We start from the raw sequence: 17,703 nt of genomic DNA, 5'->3' as shown, positions 1-17,703 counted from the left end.
TTTTCATTCGGGCAAAAAAATAGCGTTCAAGGTTACACCTTGAACGCTTTTTTTTGCCTGGCTTTCTTTGACTAAAGAGCCGAGGTTCAAGGACGATAGATGATCGCCGACCCCCAAGACAAACCAACACCGAAACCGCTGAGTGCCACACGCTTCCACTTGGAATCGAGCACATGTTTTTCCAGCAGCAACGGAATGCTCGACGACACGGTATTACCGGTCTCGACCATGTCCTTGATGAACTTCTCGGGCTCGCCCTCGAAACGCCGCGCCACGGCGTCGACAATCGCCGCGCTGCCCTGGTGAATGCAGAAGGCATCGATGTCGTCAGCCGTCAGCCCCGAGTCAGCGAGCAATTCATGCAAATGCGCCGGCACTTTGAGCAGCGCGAAGTTGAAGACCTGACGGCCGTTCATGAAGAACACCCCGTCGGAAACCTTCAGGTGCGGCGCGCCGGAACCGTCGGTGCCGAACTTGGCCTTGCCCAACTGCCATGGCGCATCTTCGGCCATCCAGGTGGCGGTGGCGGCATCGCCGAAAAGCATGGTGGTGTTGCGGTCTTCCGGGTCGACGATCTTGGAGTATGGATCGGCGGTCACCAGCAAGCCATTCTTCAGCCCCGCGGCTTCCATGAAGCCTTTGATGGCGTAGATGCCGTAGACGTAACCGGAGCAGCCCAGGGAAATGTCGAATGCAGCCACGGTCGTCGGCAGGCCCAGTTTGTCCTGAACGATGGCGGCGGTGTGTGGCAGACCTTCTTCGTCACCGTTCTGGGTAACGACGATCAGCACGTCGATGGCTTCGCGCTTCAATTCTGGATTGTTGGCGAACAGCGCGTTGACTGCTTCGACACACAGGTCCGAAGTTTCTTGCCCTGCATCTTTACGCGGCAGGAAAGCCGAACCGATCTTGCCCAGGATGAACTCTTCATCCTTTTCGAATTTTGCACCTTGTGCGTAATTGTCCACGCCGGCTACAGGAACGTAGCTCGCAATGCTCTTTATGCCAATCATTACGGCTTCCCAATAATAAACAGCCCAATACCACCGCTCGCAAGGATTCGAGGGGCGCCGACAAACAACGAATAACGTCGCCCTCAACGGGTGACAGCGGGAAGAATAGAAGGCCATCACTGGGCTAAAAACAGTCCAGGCGCCATCTCCCCTTTTTATACAATACAGTGAAGATGCGCGTTATGACTCGCAGGTCACGCTATTTTGCCGAATCAGCCCCACAAGGGATTATTCGACCAGCGACCAGTCCAGCGGCGTTCCGCGCTTGATGGCCTGGCGGGCGCGGCGGCCCAGAAGGGTTTCAGCGTGTTTGGGAGCCAGCCCCAAGCCAGGCCGGATGGCCCGCAGATTGGCGACGGTGAAAGGCTCACCGGCAACCATGTCCTGAGTGACGTACAACGAACGACGGTATACCAGAGACTTGCGCTCGGCCTCGGTCACGCCGTAATGCACTTGGCCCATGGCCTGCCAGGCGCGTTCGGTTTCGATCACCAGGCTGGCGAGTTCGGCTGGTTCCAGGGAGAAACTGGCGTCCACGCCACCGGCGGCACGGTCAAGGGTGAAGTGTTTTTCCACCACCGTCGCCCCCAGCGCAACCGCAGCGACGGACACGCCGACGCCCATCGAATGATCGGACAAACCGACTTCACAGCCAAATAACTCGCGCAGATGAGGGATGGTGCGCACATTACTGTTGGCTGGCGTCGCCGGGTACGTGCTGGTGCACTTGAGCAACACCAGGTCCTTGCAACCGGCCTCACGGGCTGCACGCACGGTTTCATCGAGCTCGGCGATGCTGGCCATGCCGGTGGAGATGATCAGCGGCTTGCCGGTGGCAGCGACCCGCCGGATCAACGGCAGATCGGTGTTCTCGAAACTGGCGATCTTGTAGGCCGGCACGTCCAGGCTTTCGAGGAAGTCCACGGCGGTGTCATCGAATGGTGTGGAGAACGCCAGCATGCCCAGCTCTTTAGCCCGAGCGAAAATCGGCGCGTGCCATTCCCATGGCGTATGGGCCTTCTCGTACAGCGCGTACAGCGAAGAACCGGCCCACAAGCTGTTGGGATCCTTGATGAAGAACTCGCCTTCGGACAGGTCCAGCGTCATGGTCTCGGCGGTATAGGTTTGCAGCTTCAAGGCGTGCGCGCCGGCCTGGGCCGCGGCTTCGACGATTTGCAGCGCCACCTCCAGCGACTGGTTATGGTTGCCGCTCATTTCGGCAATGATGAACGGCGGCGCATCGGCACCGATCGAGCGGTTGCCGATCTTGAAACTGGTCATGGGTGATCCTTTAAATCGCGTGTGAACGCACAAGCACTCTGAGTGAAACCTGCCTCGCGGAAAACTTTCAGCGACGCTTGGTTGGCCGGCAGCACCTGAGCGGTGATGGCTTCCAGTGACGACCAATGAGCGGTGACGAAGGCTTCGCCCCGCGCCAGCAGCGCCCTGCCCCAGCCCAGGCCGATTCGGCTTTCGAACAAGTAAATCGAGACTTCGGCACGAGCATCGTCAAGGTCATAACGCAGCACACCGACCGGGCCATCATCTGCCTCGGCGATCAACAGCAACCGCCGCGGGTTGCTCAGGCTCGCGGCCAGCCAGGCCTGATGTCGCTGCCAGTCGATGACGTGGGTGTCCAGCGACCAGCGCCGTACCGCCTCGGCATTGCGCCCGTCGAACAACAATTGCGCATCGTCCTGCGTGGCCTGACGAACCTGCAACACCGCCCCCGCCAGCGCCGCCGCCACACGCTGCGCCCCACGGCCATCGACCAACTGCCGCGAACGTTCGGCCAGACTCTGACGAATCCCCTGATTGCCCACGACAAAACCGCTGGTCTGGCGCAACTGCTCGACGCTGACCTGCTCGCGGCTGCCCAGGAACACATGAGCACCCGAGGTCGCCATCACCTCGCCGTTGGCCTGCTGATTATTCGAGACCGCAATGCAGATCGTTGGCAGCCCCATGGCCGCCCGCTCCCAGCTGGTACCGCCACCGGCACCAATGAACAGATCGACCTCGGTCATCAGCCGGTAGAAGTCGCTGACAAAACTGTGCAAACGCCAGTTCGGACGATAGTCCACCAAACCCTGCATCTGCTCCAAGGCGGGATTGTCGGCACCCGCCACGAAATCGATTTCCAGCTCATGGAAGTCCGCCAGCGCCAACATCGCGTGATGGGTCTGCATGGCCGCATCGAAACCGCCAAAGTTCACCAGTACGCGCCTGGCTCGAGGTTTGATCTCGATCGCCGGGCAACAGAACTCATCGCGCAGCAGGGCAAACCGTGGGCCGAGCAAAGTCTGGCAATCGGGCGTCAGCAGTGAGACATAAGCCTCTGGCGTGCCCGACAGATTTTGATTGAGCAGCAGATCGACGCTGTATTGCCGAGTGGCCAAATCATCCACCGCCGCAATTCTTGGAGCCCAGCGGCGCGCGGCAGTCTGCCAATGATGATCGAGGCCATAGTGGTCGGCGATGATCCAGTCGAAAGCTGGATGACTTTCCAGTGCTTGCCCCAGCGCAGCGATGTCCGCTTGCCACGGCAGCATCGACTCGATGGCCTGCTGTGGGTCTTCATCGGGATAGCGCTCCGGCAGCGCGAAAGTCTCGAAACCCTCGGCCCGCAGACTGTTCAGCCGATGCCCCGGCAACAGACGACACGCGAAGGCAACATGCGAGCCCTGCTTGCGCAACATCCTGGCCAGGGTCAGGCAGCGGGCGATATGGCCGCTGCCAATGATCGGCGATGCATCAGCGCGGATCAGCACTCTCATTGCAGTTCACCACCCGCCTTCAAGGCGGCGTAGAGGTATTCGGCACGCTTCCAGTCCTCAAGCGTGTCGATGTCCTGCACCAGATGCCGTGGCAGAATCACCGGCAGGCTCGCCGGCGAGAACAGCACATCGCCACGCAACCAGGCTTCGCTACGCCCCCAGTAGAACTGGCCGGCATCTTGAAAAGCTTCGGCCAAATCCTGCGAACGGGTATCGCGAAATTCCGGGTAGAGCGAGGTCAAGGCGCCCTGTTCGTCGAGGGTCAAGGCCCGTTGCACCGGGAAGCCAAAACCGGCGACTGAAAACGCGAAAGACTTGTCCGGATGCTGCACGAGCAATTCACGCCCCTGACGCAGATAACGCGCCTGCAACAACGGCGCCGTCGCGTAGATGCAGCAGGCATAGTCGAACGCTGGCAATTGCTTCAAGGCATGCACGATCACCGCTGCGGTCCCGGTGAAATCGTCGGCAAGCGCCGCGGGCCGAATGAACGGCACTTGAGCCCCATTGGCCCGTGCGACCTCGGCGATCTCTTCATCGTCGGTGCTGACGATCACCTGGTCGAACAGATTCGACTCCTGCGCCTTGCGAATCGAACGGACGATCATCGGCACGCCGTCGAACGGCTTGAGGTTCTTGCGCGGGATTCGCTTGCTGCCACCGCGGGCCGGGATGATCGCAACACAGCTCAAGAGTCACTACTCCTCAAGTCACTATTCCTCAAGTCACTATGCCTCAAGAATCAGTCGTCGCAATTGCTCGACCACGTAGTCCTGTTGTTCATCGCTCAGCAGAGGAAACAGCGGCAGGCTGATGGCCTCGGCGTAATAACGTTCGGCCTGGGGAAAATCCCCCTCGGCAAAACCCAGGTCGCGATAGTACGGCTGCAAGTGCAGCGGAATATAGTGCAGGTTCACACCCACCCCGGCCGCTCGCAAGCCTTCGAACACCTGTCGATGGCTGAGGTTGATCCGCTCCGGCTGCAAGCGCACCACGTACAGATGCCACGCCGACTCGGCCTCTGGCTGCGCGCTGGGCAAAGTCAGCGGCAAGTACGCCAGCAACCGCTCATAACGCGCCGCCAGCTCGCGACGACGCTCGATGAAGTCATCGAGCTTATTCAGTTGTGACAGACCGAGCGCCGCTTGCAGATCAGTGATCCGGTAGTTGAAGCCCAATTCCACTTGCTGGTAGTACCAAGGACCGTGACTGGATTCGGTCATCTGCTGCGGATCGCGGGTCATGCCGTGGCTGCGCAAGCGCTGCAAGCGTTCGGCCAGTTCCGGGCGGTTAGTCAGGACCATGCCGCCCTCGGCACTGGTGATGATCTTCACCGGGTGAAAACTGAATACCGTCATCGCCGCAAATTCGCCGCAGCCCACCGGACGCCCGGCATAGGATGCGCCGACCGCGTGGGACGCATCCTCGATCACCGTAAAGCCATAGCGTTCGGCCAACTCGGCGATCATGCGCATGTCGCAGCTTTGACCGGAAAACGCCACGGCCACCAGAACCTTCGGCAGCGTGCCTTCGCGCTCGGCAGCTTCGAGCTTCGCCGCCAGGGTGTAGGCGTCGAGGTTCCAGGTCAGCGGATCGATATCCACGAAGTCGACGTCAGCGCCGCAGTAGCGGCCGCAGTTGGCCGACGCCAGAAAAGTGTTCGGCGTCGTCCACAAGCGATCACCCGGACCAAGCCCTGCCGCCAGGCAGGCAATGTGCAGCGCCGCCGTGGCATTGCACACTGCCACCGCAAAATCGGCCTGACAACGCTCGGCCATGGCCTGTTCGAAGCGTTCAATGGTCGGCCCTTGTGTCAGCCAGTCGGACTGCAACACGGCGACCACCGCATCGATGTCTGCCTGATCGAGGCTTTGCCGACCGTAGGGAATCATGCCGACAGCTCCGCGTGCAGATCTGCGATCTGGCCTACCGACAGGAAGTGCGGGTTGGTGTCGGAGCGGTACTCGAAATCCTCGCTCACAGGCTTGCCCTGCTCGCCCAGTTTGTCGACGGCAAAATCCACGTCGACGCTGGTGAAGCGGATCGACGGCTGAATGGTGTAGTGATCATCGAACTCCAGGGTCATACGCGCGTCATCCAGCGGGACCATCAGCTCATGGAGTTTTTCCCCTGGACGAATACCGACGTTTTTATGCGGCAAATGCTCAGCCATGCCCCGCGCCAGATCGACGATGCGAATCGACGGGATCTTCGGCACAAACACTTCACCACCGTGCATGCGGGCAAAACTATCGAGCACAAACTTCACACCGTGATCGAGGGTGATCCAGAAACGCGTCATGCGCTCATCGGTGATCGGCAGCTCCTGGGCGCCCTCGGCAATCAGTTTGCTGAAGAACGGCACCACCGAACCGCGCGAGCCAGCGACGTTGCCGTAGCGGACCACGGCAAAGCGAGTCTGCTGTTCGCCGGCAATGTTGTTGGCGGCCACGAACAGCTTGTCCGACAGCAGCTTGGTCGCGCCGTACAGGTTGATCGGGCTGGCGGCCTTGTCAGTAGACAATGCGACGACTTTTTTCACGCCGTTGTCGATGGCAGCGGCGATGATGTTTTCCGCGCCGTTGACGTTGGTACGAATGCATTCAGTGGGGTTGTATTCCGCCGCCGGCACTTGTTTCAGGGCCGCGGCATGCACCACGTAATCGATTCCGCGCATGGCCTGACGCAAACGGTCGGCGTCGCGCACATCACCGATGAAGTAACGCATGCACGGCGCGTTGAACGTCTGCTGCATCTCGTACTGCTTGAGCTCATCGCGGGAAAACACCACCACGCGCTTGGGCTGGTATTGCTCCAGCAGCCGGCGGATGAAATTGCGCCCGAACGAGCCGGTGCCGCCGGAGATGAAAATCGATTTACCGTTGAACATGCCTTGAGTCCTTTTACCTGTCAGCCAGGCTTATGCGAGCAACTGCGCCCAGTTCACGCTGGTCGGTTCGCTGAGAGTAAAGCCCTTGCCGGTCAAGGCCAGGTTCTGGTTGTAGGCCGAGTCCTGTTCGAAGCGTGCCTGCCACTTGTCGCGCAGAGCGGCACGAGCCTGGGTTGCCTCAGGCAGCACGCCCGGGTGCAGCAATTGCGCTTGTGGCGTCCAGACAGTCAGGTAACCGGCATCGGCGACTTTCAGGCACAGGTCGATATCGCCAAAAGCTTCGTCGAAATGCTCTTCGTCCAGACCGCCCACCGCTTCGAACACGTCCTTGCGAATCATCAGACAGGCACCGGACACCGCCGAATAGTTCTGCTCGACCTGATGGCCGTTCATATAGCCCTTGGCGTCCTTACGTTCATCGACAAAGACCGAGCCGATCTCGCCATTCAAACCAAGGACCAGACCGGCCTGGGTGGTGACGCCACGAATGTCCATCAGTTTGGCGCCAACGATGCCGACTTCCGGACGCTGGGCCTGGTTGAGCATGGCGTCGAGCCAATTGGCATTGACCACTTCAGACTCTGCCGACAGCAACACCAGGTAGCTCCCCTTGGCCTCGGCACAGGCAACATTGTTCAGCGCCGAAGCACTCAGGCGCTGACCGCTGCGCACTACACGAAGACGATCGCCCTTGCCTTCAAGGCTGCTCAGCCAGGTTGCCAGTTCTTCGGATTGGCTATGGTTGTCGGCAATCAGCACTTCGTGACGCTGATAACGGGTACGTTGCAGCACACTGACCAGCGCCCGTTGCAGCGATTCAAGGTTGTCCTGGCTCTGGAGGATGATCGACACCAGTGGCCGTTCGGCGTGTTGATAGTCGATCTGATACGTCAGCGGCAGCGTCGAGCTGACCTGAGCGCGATAGCCGCGCGCTGCCAGAGACCGAGTCAGCACCTGACGTTCCTGAGCGCTGGATTCTTCTACCGGGGCATTGCAAATCAGCAAGGGTTCGGCCAGATGCGCCAGCCCTGCCAGGCCACCGTCCTCGATCAGGCGCAGCAACAGATCGAACTCCAGAGCCTGGGGGTACTCGGTCGAGAAACCTTTGGCCTGAGCCAACACATCACGCTGGATCAACCAGTGGCGCGCCATCAGCGACGGCACGGTTTGCAGCAGGTCGAGGTTGACCCCGGGGCGGAATACATCCGCCAGAGCACCGTTGGCCTGACGCTGAAGCTCGTCCATTGCCACCGCACGAACGCCCTCGGCGCCGGTCAGCTCAAGGCTAGCGCGCAGCAAACCGCTGGCAGTGAACTGATCACCGGACTCGGCCAGCAACAGCCAATCGGCGGTGGACTGGGCGACGATCTGGTTGATGCGCTCCACATAATTGGTTGTGGTGACTTTGACAAAGTGCACGGTGTCGCGCACGGATGTCGTCGCCGGTAAATCACCTGTGGTGAACACCACCAGGTTGAACGCCTTGCAGTGGCCACCGACCAAACTGTCGAAGGTCGCCTGCAACTTGACCATGTCGGCATCCAGATCCAGCAACAGGATGCCGAACTGAGGACCGCCATTATGCGTGGCCAGCTGTGCAGCGATCGCCTTGAGCTGCGCGGCATCCGGGTTGCGCGCTTCGAGCCAGTTCAGCAAGCGGCCGGATGGCATGTTCTCGAACAGTCGGCGGTCTTGCTGACCCGGTAAAGCGTTCAGTCGCTCGGCCCAGGCTTGCAGCTTGAGGTCTTCTTGCGGCTCGTCACTGTCTTTCAATGACTCCGCCAGGCGCTTGACCACCGCGCGGTTGAACACGTTCAGGCTCAAGGCCTCCCACAACCGGCTACGCACGGTGCGGTCGGTGTCGTTGGGGTGAACGCGCATCAACTCATGCTGCTTGAGCAGGATGCCTTCCAGTTCCTGAAGTTGCAGGCGACCGGCAGGCATGGCGTGCAGCAGGAATTCGAACTCGGTCAGCAGATCGAACACCGGTTTGTTGTAGAACGGCATTTCGACGAATTGCTCGGGGCCGAATGAACGAATCGGCTCTTCCCCCGCCTCGCGCCATGCAGAGCGAATAATCATGGTGCCTTTGAGCGAGCGACCTTCGATCAGGCAATCGGCCATGGCGGTAAAACTGTCCCGGGCGATTTGTTTGACCCGGGCCGGATCCTTGTTGTCGCTGAGTGGCGTCGGGATCGAGGCCAGGAATTCGGCAAACTGCTCGCGCTCGGCAACGCTTTTGGCATCTTTGAATGTCAGCACCGTCAACACGTTGGTGTTGTGGTCCGAGGCGCCATAGTTCATTTCCCGCACGGCGAACGGAATCGGCAGGATCCGCGCCTTCGCGCAGGCCAGCAAGTAGAAGGTGTGGCCGATTTCCTGCCATTCGAAACCGGTACCTGCTGGCAGCAGGCTGTACCACTGTTGCAGCAGATCGGTACGGGTGACCGCATAGAACGGCGGCAGAAAATTGTCCATGAACCGCACCACACGGTCTTCGGCCTGCTCCGAGTTGTAATCCTCATGAACCTTGCGGTCGCGACGGAAGTAGTTCACTTCAGTGGCCCGAGTCAGGTACATGATCCCGTAGCCATGACACAGGCCGTAGTCGGGGTTGGCTTCGAGAAACTCCACCGACTCGGTCAGTGCGCGGTGCAGCAGGAAGTCGTCATCGGCGGCGAACACCATGTAAGGCGTGGTGACCTGATTGACGCCGTAGGTGAGTTTTTCCTGCAGCCCCTTGTAGGTGTATTGCGGCAAGTGGCGATAGTCGACCGACGGGAAGTCCCGGGCCATGCTTTCGTCACCCTCAGCGGACGAGTCCAGAACCAGAATCGTGCAGGGATAGCTACTGTAGTACTGCAAGGTGCGCCGCAGGAACGCGTTCCGGTTGTGGGAAATCACCACCACCGTAAACCGCTCGTTCAGCGGTGCAACGTTGTTTTTAGCACTGTTTTGAACCTGCATCTTTCTATCCCCACAACCGACCAATCGCCAAGAACCTGAAACCACTTTTAATTAACGAACGCGACGCAGATAGCCGTCCGGCGCCACGGTGATCAGCAGTTTGTTTTGCATCTGCCGGTCGATTTCAAAGTCCTTGTTCTCTTCCAGGTACTTCCATACCGCAGTTTTCGGGTTGTCGCCCGGGCCCCATGGACGATCCGGGAAGAAGTCGGCTGGCATGTCTTCAACCACGGTGTCCATGACCACGCAGTAGCTGTCCACCGAGACCAACGGCGCGTACAGGCGCAGCTCTTCGAGTACGTGGTCGTGGGTGTGGTTGGAGTCGAGCACCAGAATGACTTTTTTGCCTTCGGCAGCGGCACGCACTTGTTCGGCGATGGCCGGATCGATGCTCGAACCCTCGATCATCGAAATGCGCTTGCTCATCGGATGGCTCTCGATGGCTTCGCGGTTGTGCGGACGAATGTCGAGGTCGATGCCCAACACTTCACCGTGACCTTGCAGCTCCAGCAGCGATGCGTAGTAGATGATCGAACCGCCATGGGCGATACCGCATTCGATCACCAGGTCCGGTTTGACCTGCCAGATGATCTCTTGCATGGCCATCATGTCTTGCGGCAGCTGGATGATCGGACGGCCCATCCACGAGAAGTGGTAGCTGTATTTGTGCTTGGCCGATTCGTTGAAGAACTCCTGGGCCAAGCCGGTGAGTTTCTGGTCGTCACCTTGCTGGGCGATCTGTTCCCGGCATTCCGCTTCGAAGGCTTTGTTGATGCTGTTGTCGGTCATTTGAAAATTCTCAATGGTCACTGGAACGAAGCGCTGTCGACGGCGTGATAGACGTAGCGTCCACCGGTCATCCGCTTGATCTCTTCGAGGTAGTTGGAGTTCATCACAAACAGATGGGCGCCTTCGGGCAGAGCATCCATGGCCTCTTGTGGAGAGGACACCCGCACGCCGCTCAGCGGCAGATAACGACCCTGCTTGGCCGGATTGATATCCACCACACGATCCACCGCCACACCGGCCCGTTGCAGAAACAGCGAATAGATCACGCCTTTGGACGACGCGCCCCAGATCGCCGAACCTTGTTCGGGTGCGGCCTGAATGATCTGAACGGCACGGTCGAGGCTGGCGGTGAAACCTTCGGGCAGGTCCAGGCGCGGTACCGGTTGCTCCGGGGTCAGGCGCAAGGTCGAAAGGTCGGCAACGATGTACAGGTACTGGCCACCGAACAGGTGACCGGCCTCATGCACGGTGCCGAACATTCGGCGCAGGTCGTCGAGGCGGAAGTAATTGACGTGCTCGTAGAACAGGTCGAACCAGGCGCGATGTTCGAGGATCCAGTCCAGGCACGGAACTTCGACGTAGATCTGTCCGCCCTGATTGGCCTCGGCCATCTCGGCGAGGAAGCTCACCGGATCCTGAATGTGTTCGAGCACATGACGCAGCACGATGGCATCCGCCGCCAGACCCAGCCCGCGAGTGAACGGGGCCTTGATCACGTCGACATTGTTGCCTTCGTAGGCCGGGTCGATGCCGGTGATGGCATAGCCCAGGCCTTTCAAGAGCTCGAGGAAGTAGCCTTTGCCGCAGCCGACTTCGATTAGCTCCCGGCCCTTGAAGTGCCGGGCAATGATCCCTTCGACATCGCTCAGGTGCTTCTGGAACTGGCCCGAATGCGCCTGCTCGTTCTGGTAATCGGCGTCGTAGCTGAGCAAGTCGGCATCGAAGGCCTGGTTGAAGATCAACCCGCTCTGCTCATCCTGTACCAACACCATGTCGGCAGAGGCCGAAGCCCTGGCCGATTGCGGGTCGGCGAAGGTGCGATTCTGCAACACCGGCAGATCGGCGACCCGATACAACTCATGCCTCATGCTCTGCTCCCAGTAGCTGTTGCAAGCGGTCCGCCACGCCCCAGAACGCCATCGGTTCATGGATCGGGTATGGGTAGTGACCGAGGTTCAAACTGATCGATGCGTTACGTTCACGCAGCCGCTGCTCGACCAGCGCCCGGACCGAAACTGGCTGACCGCTGGAACAATTGATCACGCCATTGAAGTCCCGCTGTTGCAGGATCGCCGCGAGGTATCCAGCGGCCGTATCGATCGCCAGGTAATCGCGCAATTGTTCACCGGCCGACATGTTGAACGTGTCGTCCCCCGCATTGATCGCCCGGTCCAGCGCCGCCAGCAAACTGTTGGGGTTCTGTCCGGTGCCGTGCAGGTAAAACAGCCGCGCCCATTGCAAGGTGAACGGCTTCTCGCGCTGCAGGACTTCGAGGAACAAGCGCAGGGTGTTTTTCGCCAAACCGTAAGGATTGCTCGGCTGCGGCACACTTTGTTCATCGAGCGGCCCACTCTGCATGCCGTATTCGAAACACGTCCCGGTGACCAGCACCTGCGCCACACCCGCCTCGACCGCGTCCTTGATGAACCGGTAGTCGGCCATCAGGTTGTGCTCGAAGTGAAACAGCGCCTGATAGTTCGGCAATCCTGGCCAGGCAAGATGCGCCAAGGCATCGACGCCATCGGTCAGCGCGGCGAGGTCCAGGTCGGCGGCATGAATATCCGCCGCCACGAACTCCACGGCGTTGATCCACGGCAGTTGCGCAGCGGTCTCGGCGTTACGCGCCACGGCCCGGACCTCGCAGCCACGGGCGAGCAAGGCCGCGACCAGATGTCGGCCGACGAATCCGGTGGCACCGGTCACGAGTACTTTCACAGTACGGTCAACTCAGGCACGGCGATCACGAATCGGCCATCCCACTGCCGTACCTGCGCCAGTTGCTGACTGACTTCGTGCAGCAAATTCCACGGCAGTACCAGCACGTAATCCGGTTTCTCGATGTCGATCTGCGCCGGCGAAACGATCGGAATGCGACTGCCCGGCAGGTACTTGCCCTGCTTGTGCGGGTTGGCATCGGCGACCCAGACCAGCAAGTCCGGTTTGACCCCGGCGTAGTTGAGCAAGGTGTTGCCCTTGGCGGCGGCGCCGTACCCGACCACACGCTTGCCGTCGGCTTTCGCCTGCAACAGGAAGCGCAGCAGTTCGTGTTTGATGCGTTCGGCGGCGGGCGCGAGGGTTGCGTAGTACTCGGGGTCTTTCACACCGGCATCGAGCTCGGCTTGCAGTTGCTGTTGAACCGCTGGCTGGACTTCGCGGCGCACACCGTCGACGCGCTGGACGAACACGCGCAGTGAACCACCGTGGGTCGAGAGCTGGCTGACATCGAACACTTCCAGACCATTGCGCTCGCACAGCGTCTGCACGGCAGTCAGGGACAGGTAGGAATAGTGCTCGTGATACAGCGTGTCGAATTGCTGCCCGGCCATCAGCGTCAGCAATTGCGGAAACTCGAACGTCGCCACGCCCGTCGGCTTAAGCAAGGTCGCGAAACCACCGAGGAAATCATTGATGTCCGGCACGTGGGCCAACACGTTGTTGGCGGCCATCAGGTCGGCGGCCCAGCCTTCGGTGTTCAGCTGCGAAGCGGTGTCGCGACCGAAGAACAGCTCGCGGATATCCAGGCCTTTTTCCCGTGCGGCTTGCGCGGTGCTGCGGGTCGGCTCGACGCCCAGACAAGGGATGCCGCGCCCGGCCACGTACTGCAACAGGTAACCGTCGTTGGCGGCAATTTCCACTACGCGGCTTTCAGCCGTCAGGTCGAAACGCTCGACCATCTCGGCCACATAGCGCTCGGCATGGGCCAGCCAGGTGCTGGAAAACGAACTGAAATAAGCGTACTCGGCGTCGAACAGGCTGTCGGCACTGGTGTAATACTCGGTCTGCACCAGCCAGCACTGCTGACACACCGCAACCTTCAACGGCACCCATTGCTCGGCTTGTTCCAGCTGATCGGCGCGCACGTAGGCGTTGGACGGCGGCGAAGTGCCCAGATCAATCAGCGGCAAAGCCAGCGGAGTTCCGCAACCACGGCAGTTCATACACGCACTCCAGCGAAGTGTTCATCGAGCAAGGGATGGCTGGAATCCCTGGCCGACAGATTATTGACAGGCAACGGCCAGGCAATCGCCAGCCGTGGATCGCTCACCGACAAACCACCCTCGTGCGCAGGCGTGTAATCAGCGCTGTGCAGGTAAAGCAATTCGGCGTCATCGGTGAGGGTCTGGAAACCATGGGCAAAACCGGCCGGGATCAACAGGCTGCGGCCGTCGTCGGCCCGCAGGTGTTCGGCGTGCCAGTGCAGGAAGGTCTCCGAGTCAGGGCGCAAATCCACCGCCACATCCCAGACTTCACCGCGCAGGCAGGTGATCAGCTTGGCTTCCGGGGCGCTGGCGCTCTGATAATGCAGACCCCGCACACTGCCCCGCTCACGGGTGCAGGAATGGTTGATCTGGCGGATATGAAACGGCTGGCCGAAGGCGCTGAGGCTGCCTTCGCAGAACAGCCGAGCGAAGTGCCCGCGCTCATCTTCGAAGCGTTTGTGCTGCACGCTGAACAGTCCGGCCAGCGGCAATGACTTCAACAGAAACTCGCTCACAGCGCGCCTCGGTACAGGTTCAACTGGCCCAATGTAATGGCGCGCATGTCGTCGCCGTTTTGCCACGCCAGGTGCCAATCGAGGGTATGAGTCAGGCACTGCTGCAACGACCAGCGCGGCTTCCAGGCCAGCCGTTGACGGGCGCTGCTGCTGTCCAGACGCAACAGACCGGCCTCATGAAAATCGCTCGGTTCGATGCGCAACCCGCGCGCTTGTGGCCAGCGGTTGGCGAGCAGTTCGACCACTTCGCCGACGCTGCACATGTCGGCTTCGCTCGGGCCAAAGTTCCAGGCGCCGGCAAACTCGGGACCTTTTTCATAGAGGCCGGCGGCCAATTGCAGGTAACCGGCCAATGGCTCCAGGGCGTGTTGCCACGGGCGTACGGCTTGCGGGTAACGGAGGGTCACCGGTTCATCCGCCGACCAGGCCTTGAGCACATCAGGGATCAAGCGTTCCGGCGCGAAGTCACCACCGCCCAGCACATTGCCGGCCCGGGCCGTGCCCAATGCCAGACCGTGTTCGGCATAGCGCTCGGCCGGGAAAAACGAAGCAGCATAGGACTGGGCCAGCAACTCGCAGCAGGCCTTGCTGCTGCTGTAAGGATCATGTCCGCCAAGGGCTTCATCTTCGCGGTATGGCCACAGCCATTCCTTGTTCGCGTAAACCTTGTCGGTCGTCACCAACACGCAGGCTCGTACGCTCCCGACCTGACGGATCGCTTCGAGCAGATTGAGCGTGCCCATGACGTTGCTGGAGTAAGTCCCCAGTGGGTCGCGATAGCCTTCGCGCACCAGCGGCTGGGCCGCCAGGTGCAGGACGATTTCCGGCTGCGCTTCGGCGATCAGTTCCAGCAAGGCGCCGAGATCACGCAGGTCGCCGCGCTGATCGTTGATGCCCTCGTGTACCCGGGCCAGTTCGAACAGGCTCGGTTCGGTCGATGGATCAAGCGAAAATCCGCTGACCTCGGCACCGAGGCTTTGCAGCCACAGGGTCAGCCAACTGCCCTTGAAACCGGTATGGCCGGTCAGCAGAACGCGTTTGCCGCGCCAGAATCCGGTACTCAGCCCCATTGTTTCCATGGGGCCTCCCCGCTCTGCCACAGCGCTTCGAGGTAGTTCTTGTCGCGCAGAGTGTCCATCGGGTGCCAGAAGCCTTCATGCTCGAAGGCTTTCAATTGTTCGTCCTGAGCCAGACGGGCCAATGGCTCGACTTCCCAAGTGGTGTCATCACCGCCAATGTACGAGAGCACTTTCGGCGAAAGCACAAAGAAACCGCCATTGATCCAGCCACCGTCACCACGGGGTTTCTCGGTAAAACCGAGCACCTGATCGCCGTGACGCTCCAGGGCACCGTAACGGCCCGGCGGTTGTACGGCGGTGACGGTCGCCAGACGACCGTGGGCGATGTGGTAGTCCACCAGTTGACGGATATTGATATCGGAGACGCCGTCGCCGTAGGTAAAACAGAAGGCCTCTTCATCCTTGAGGTAACGGCCGGCGCGCAGCAAGCGGCCACCGGTCATGGTTTCCTCGCCGGTGTCGATGAGGGTGACGCTCCACGGTTCGCTGTAGTTCTGATGCACGTCCATACGGTTGTTGCGCATGTCGAAGGTGACGTCGGAAGTGTGCAGGAAGTAGTTGGCGAAGAAGTCCTTGATTGCGTAGCCCTTGTAGCCAAGGCAGATCACGAAGTCATGAATCCCGTGGGCGGAATACTGCTTCATGATGTGCCAAAGAATTGGCTTGCCGCCGATCTCGATCATCGGCTTGGGCTTGAGGTGCGACTCTTCGCTGATGCGCGTGCCCAGACCACCCGCCAGAATTACTGCCTTCATCGTCTCCCCTCTTGTTCTTCACAGAGCTCGGCCAAGCTATTTCAAGCTTTTGCGGGCTGTCTGGCTAAAACGCTCTGCCGTGTCAGGCGCTGTCGTACCGGCCGCAAGCGCTCGTTTTATGGCGATATGAAGGGGACTTGCAGGAAACGCGCCAGCTCGGCAGGCCCCGCGTCGTCGGCGTAATCAGACGTGAAAAAGGAGATGAGCCCGGTCAACAGAAACCAGAGTCATCCCCTTCAGCGGCGTATCAAGCCTTCAATCTGGACTCAGGATCGAGGCATTGAACTCCGGGATCATCCAAACATGGCAAACGCATCACTGTTGGCCGGCAGATTGATGATCTGTCCGTCCGCCGTCTGGACTTGCTCGATGGTATTGGAGCCGGCAAACCAGTCCTCGAGCTGCACGCCGTTGTCCGGAACCTCCCCGGAATTGAAATGCCACTTGTGCAGAAAGAGGTCATCACCGACACGATCAACCAGCAATTCGGCACTGCTGATGTACGACAGCACTATTTTGTCGGAGCGGCTGGTGCCATCGTCCTGGATCGTCACCAACGCCGAGGTGTTGACGTTGTAGGTATCGTCATCCTCGCCACCAAAGGCCGACCCGCTGGCTTGCAGCACCAGTTTGTCATCGCCAGCACCGCCAAACAGCGAGAAACCGGAGCCCGTGCCGGTCAGCAGGTCGCCACCGTCCCCACCGTCGGCCATGCCATGAATCACTGTGATAACGTCGCCCCCCGCTTCACCATAGGCCTGGCTACCCTCGTCATTGGCAGCGGTGACGATGGTGTCGTTGCCATTGCCGCCATACAACGTATCAGCCTGCGGCCCATTGGCCACTCCACCGAGGGTGAAAGGCCCGATCGGGGAAACCAGCCCGCCATAGATGTAATCATTGCCGTCGCCACCGTAGATGACATCGTCACCCACCCCGCCTTCCAGATAGTTGGCGTTGGCATCACCCGTCAAGGTGTCATTGAAGTGACTGCCCATCAGCCGCTCGATGTTGACCAGCACGTCACCTTGTGCTTCGCCGCCCTGGTTGACGTTGGTCTGCAAGTTCACCGTGACGCCTGTTGCACTGGTGATGTACCAGGCACTGTCCTGACCGTCGCGGCCATCGATCACATCTGCACCGGCACCGCCGATAAAAATTTCACCAAACCGAGAACCTGACATCGCGTCATCGAAGTTACTGCCCTGGAAGACCTCTATACCGGTGAAGGTGTCGCCTACAGCATCACCGGTATTGACATTGCTGGTCAGGTCGATGATCACGGCGCTGTCCGACAGCTCGTAACTTGCCAGGTCTTGCCCGAGGGCACCATCCAGCCCCATGGCGGCGCCCCCGCCGTAGAAGATGTCGTTCAGGTTGGTACCGCGAACAGTCTCTATTCCGACATAGGTATCACCGGCGGCAATGCCGGAGTGACTACCCGTCATCAGGTTGATGGCGACCGCGACCGGGCTGTCGTTCAGATAAGAGACGACGTCCATGCCGCCGCCCCCAATGAACTGGTCGGCGCCGCCACCGCCATAAAGCACATCGTTACCCGCACCGCCGATGATGAGGTTATCGATGGCATTACCGTAACCGGTGAAATTGCCGGTGCCGGTGTAAGTCAGCTTTTCAATGAACGGGTCCAGGGTCGCCGTCGGCGCACTGCTGCGCAGCTCATCGTAGCCACCGTTGTCCTGTTCAATAACCTTCAC

At 60.1% G+C, this 17,703-nt stretch carries 15 protein-coding genes; all 15 read right to left on the bottom strand.

The features are described 5' to 3' along the window. Nucleotides 1–86 precede the first annotated feature (86 nt). Complete coding sequence (locus WLY71_RS08705) at nt 87–1,013, bottom strand: ketoacyl-ACP synthase III (protein WP_347803245.1); 927 nt, start codon at nt 1,011–1,013, stop codon at nt 87–89. Between the two features lie 228 nt (nt 1,014–1,241). Further along, nucleotides 1,242–2,294, bottom strand: coding sequence for a pseudaminic acid synthase (gene pseI / locus WLY71_RS08700; protein ID WP_347803244.1), 1,053 nt, complete (start codon nt 2,292–2,294; stop codon nt 1,242–1,244). Beyond that, the gene (gene pseG, locus WLY71_RS08695; RefSeq protein ID WP_347803243.1) at nt 2,291–3,790 is read right to left on the bottom strand and encodes a UDP-2,4-diacetamido-2,4,6-trideoxy-beta-L-altropyranose hydrolase; all 1,500 of its coding nucleotides are present in this window, start codon (nt 3,788–3,790) and stop codon (nt 2,291–2,293) included. Before pseG ends, pseI begins: the two co-directional genes overlap by 4 nt. Then, a complete protein-coding gene (pseF, locus tag WLY71_RS08690; protein WP_347803242.1) occupies nt 3,787–4,482 on the bottom strand; it encodes a pseudaminic acid cytidylyltransferase in 696 nt (231 codons plus the stop codon). Before pseF ends, pseG begins: the two co-directional genes overlap by 4 nt. A gap of 36 nt (nt 4,483–4,518) precedes the next feature. Next, a complete protein-coding gene (gene pseC / locus WLY71_RS08685) occupies nt 4,519–5,682 on the bottom strand; it encodes a UDP-4-amino-4,6-dideoxy-N-acetyl-beta-L-altrosamine transaminase (RefSeq protein ID WP_347803241.1) in 1,164 nt (387 codons plus the stop codon). Then, entirely contained in the window at nt 5,679–6,680 is a 1,002-nt protein-coding gene (gene pseB, locus WLY71_RS08680) for a UDP-N-acetylglucosamine 4,6-dehydratase (inverting) (RefSeq protein WP_347803240.1), read from the bottom strand. Before pseB ends, pseC begins: the two co-directional genes overlap by 4 nt. 30 nt (nt 6,681–6,710) lie before the next feature. Continuing rightward, nucleotides 6,711–9,647, bottom strand: coding sequence for a TIGR00180 family glycosyltransferase (locus WLY71_RS08675; protein WP_347803239.1), 2,937 nt, complete (start codon nt 9,645–9,647; stop codon nt 6,711–6,713). 51 nt (nt 9,648–9,698) lie between these two features. Continuing rightward, complete coding sequence (locus WLY71_RS08670) at nt 9,699–10,436, bottom strand: cephalosporin hydroxylase family protein (RefSeq protein WP_347803238.1); 738 nt, start codon at nt 10,434–10,436, stop codon at nt 9,699–9,701. 17 nt (nt 10,437–10,453) lie between these two features. Further along, nucleotides 10,454–11,524: a class I SAM-dependent methyltransferase gene (locus tag WLY71_RS08665; RefSeq protein ID WP_347803237.1), complete on the bottom strand. Its 1,071-nt coding sequence runs from the start codon at nt 11,522–11,524 to the stop codon at nt 10,454–10,456. Then, nucleotides 11,514–12,371 carry an NAD-dependent epimerase/dehydratase family protein gene (locus tag WLY71_RS08660; protein ID WP_347803236.1) on the bottom strand — a complete coding sequence of 286 codons (858 nt, stop codon included), beginning with the start codon at nt 12,369–12,371 and terminating at the stop codon, nt 11,514–11,516. Before WLY71_RS08660 ends, WLY71_RS08665 begins: the two co-directional genes overlap by 11 nt. Then, nucleotides 12,368–13,594 carry a methyltransferase domain-containing protein gene (locus WLY71_RS08655; protein WP_347803235.1) on the bottom strand — a complete coding sequence of 409 codons (1,227 nt, stop codon included), beginning with the start codon at nt 13,592–13,594 and terminating at the stop codon, nt 12,368–12,370. Before WLY71_RS08655 ends, WLY71_RS08660 begins: the two co-directional genes overlap by 4 nt. Continuing rightward, complete coding sequence (locus tag WLY71_RS08650) at nt 13,591–14,151, bottom strand: dTDP-4-dehydrorhamnose 3,5-epimerase family protein (RefSeq protein ID WP_347803234.1); 561 nt, start codon at nt 14,149–14,151, stop codon at nt 13,591–13,593. Before WLY71_RS08650 ends, WLY71_RS08655 begins: the two co-directional genes overlap by 4 nt. Continuing rightward, complete coding sequence (rfbG, locus tag WLY71_RS08645; protein WP_347803233.1) at nt 14,148–15,230, bottom strand: CDP-glucose 4,6-dehydratase; 1,083 nt, start codon at nt 15,228–15,230, stop codon at nt 14,148–14,150. The genes WLY71_RS08650 and rfbG overlap by 4 nt, the downstream gene beginning before the upstream one ends. Further along, nucleotides 15,212–15,985 carry a glucose-1-phosphate cytidylyltransferase gene (rfbF, locus tag WLY71_RS08640; protein ID WP_347803232.1) on the bottom strand — a complete coding sequence of 258 codons (774 nt, stop codon included), beginning with the start codon at nt 15,983–15,985 and terminating at the stop codon, nt 15,212–15,214. The genes rfbG and rfbF overlap by 19 nt, the downstream gene beginning before the upstream one ends. A gap of 293 nt (nt 15,986–16,278) precedes the next feature. Further along, on the bottom strand, nt 16,279–17,703 hold a 1,425-nt coding region (locus WLY71_RS08635), incomplete at its 5' end, for a calcium-binding protein (RefSeq protein ID WP_347803231.1).

The organism is Pseudomonas rossensis, from assembly GCF_039888995.1.
Lineage (GTDB): Bacteria > Pseudomonadota > Gammaproteobacteria > Pseudomonadales > Pseudomonadaceae > Aquipseudomonas > Aquipseudomonas rossensis.
This window is presented reverse-complemented; position numbering and strand designations above follow the sequence as displayed.

Excerpts from the sequence above, each read along its gene's own strand:
- WLY71_RS08665 (WP_347803237.1), bottom strand. The coding sequence starts at position 11,524 with ATGAGGCATGAGTTGTATCGGGTCGCCGATCTGCCGGTGTTGCAGAAT.
- pseG (WP_347803243.1), bottom strand. The coding sequence starts at position 3,790 with ATGAGAGTGCTGATCCGCGCTGATGCATCGCCGATCATTGGCAGCGGC.
- pseI (WP_347803244.1), bottom strand. The coding sequence starts at position 2,294 with ATGACCAGTTTCAAGATCGGCAACCGCTCGATCGGTGCCGATGCGCCG.
- pseB (WP_347803240.1), bottom strand. The coding sequence starts at position 6,680 with ATGTTCAACGGTAAATCGATTTTCATCTCCGGCGGCACCGGCTCGTTC.
- WLY71_RS08670 (WP_347803238.1), bottom strand. The coding sequence starts at position 10,436 with ATGACCGACAACAGCATCAACAAAGCCTTCGAAGCGGAATGCCGGGAA.
- WLY71_RS08675 (WP_347803239.1), bottom strand. The coding sequence starts at position 9,647 with ATGCAGGTTCAAAACAGTGCTAAAAACAACGTTGCACCGCTGAACGAG.
- rfbF (WP_347803232.1), bottom strand. The coding sequence starts at position 15,985 with ATGAAGGCAGTAATTCTGGCGGGTGGTCTGGGCACGCGCATCAGCGAA.
- rfbG (WP_347803233.1), bottom strand. The coding sequence starts at position 15,230 with ATGGAAACAATGGGGCTGAGTACCGGATTCTGGCGCGGCAAACGCGTT.
- WLY71_RS08705 (WP_347803245.1), bottom strand. The coding sequence starts at position 1,013 with ATGATTGGCATAAAGAGCATTGCGAGCTACGTTCCTGTAGCCGGCGTG.
- pseC (WP_347803241.1), bottom strand. The coding sequence starts at position 5,682 with ATGATTCCCTACGGTCGGCAAAGCCTCGATCAGGCAGACATCGATGCG.
- WLY71_RS08655 (WP_347803235.1), bottom strand. The coding sequence starts at position 13,594 with ATGAACTGCCGTGGTTGCGGAACTCCGCTGGCTTTGCCGCTGATTGAT.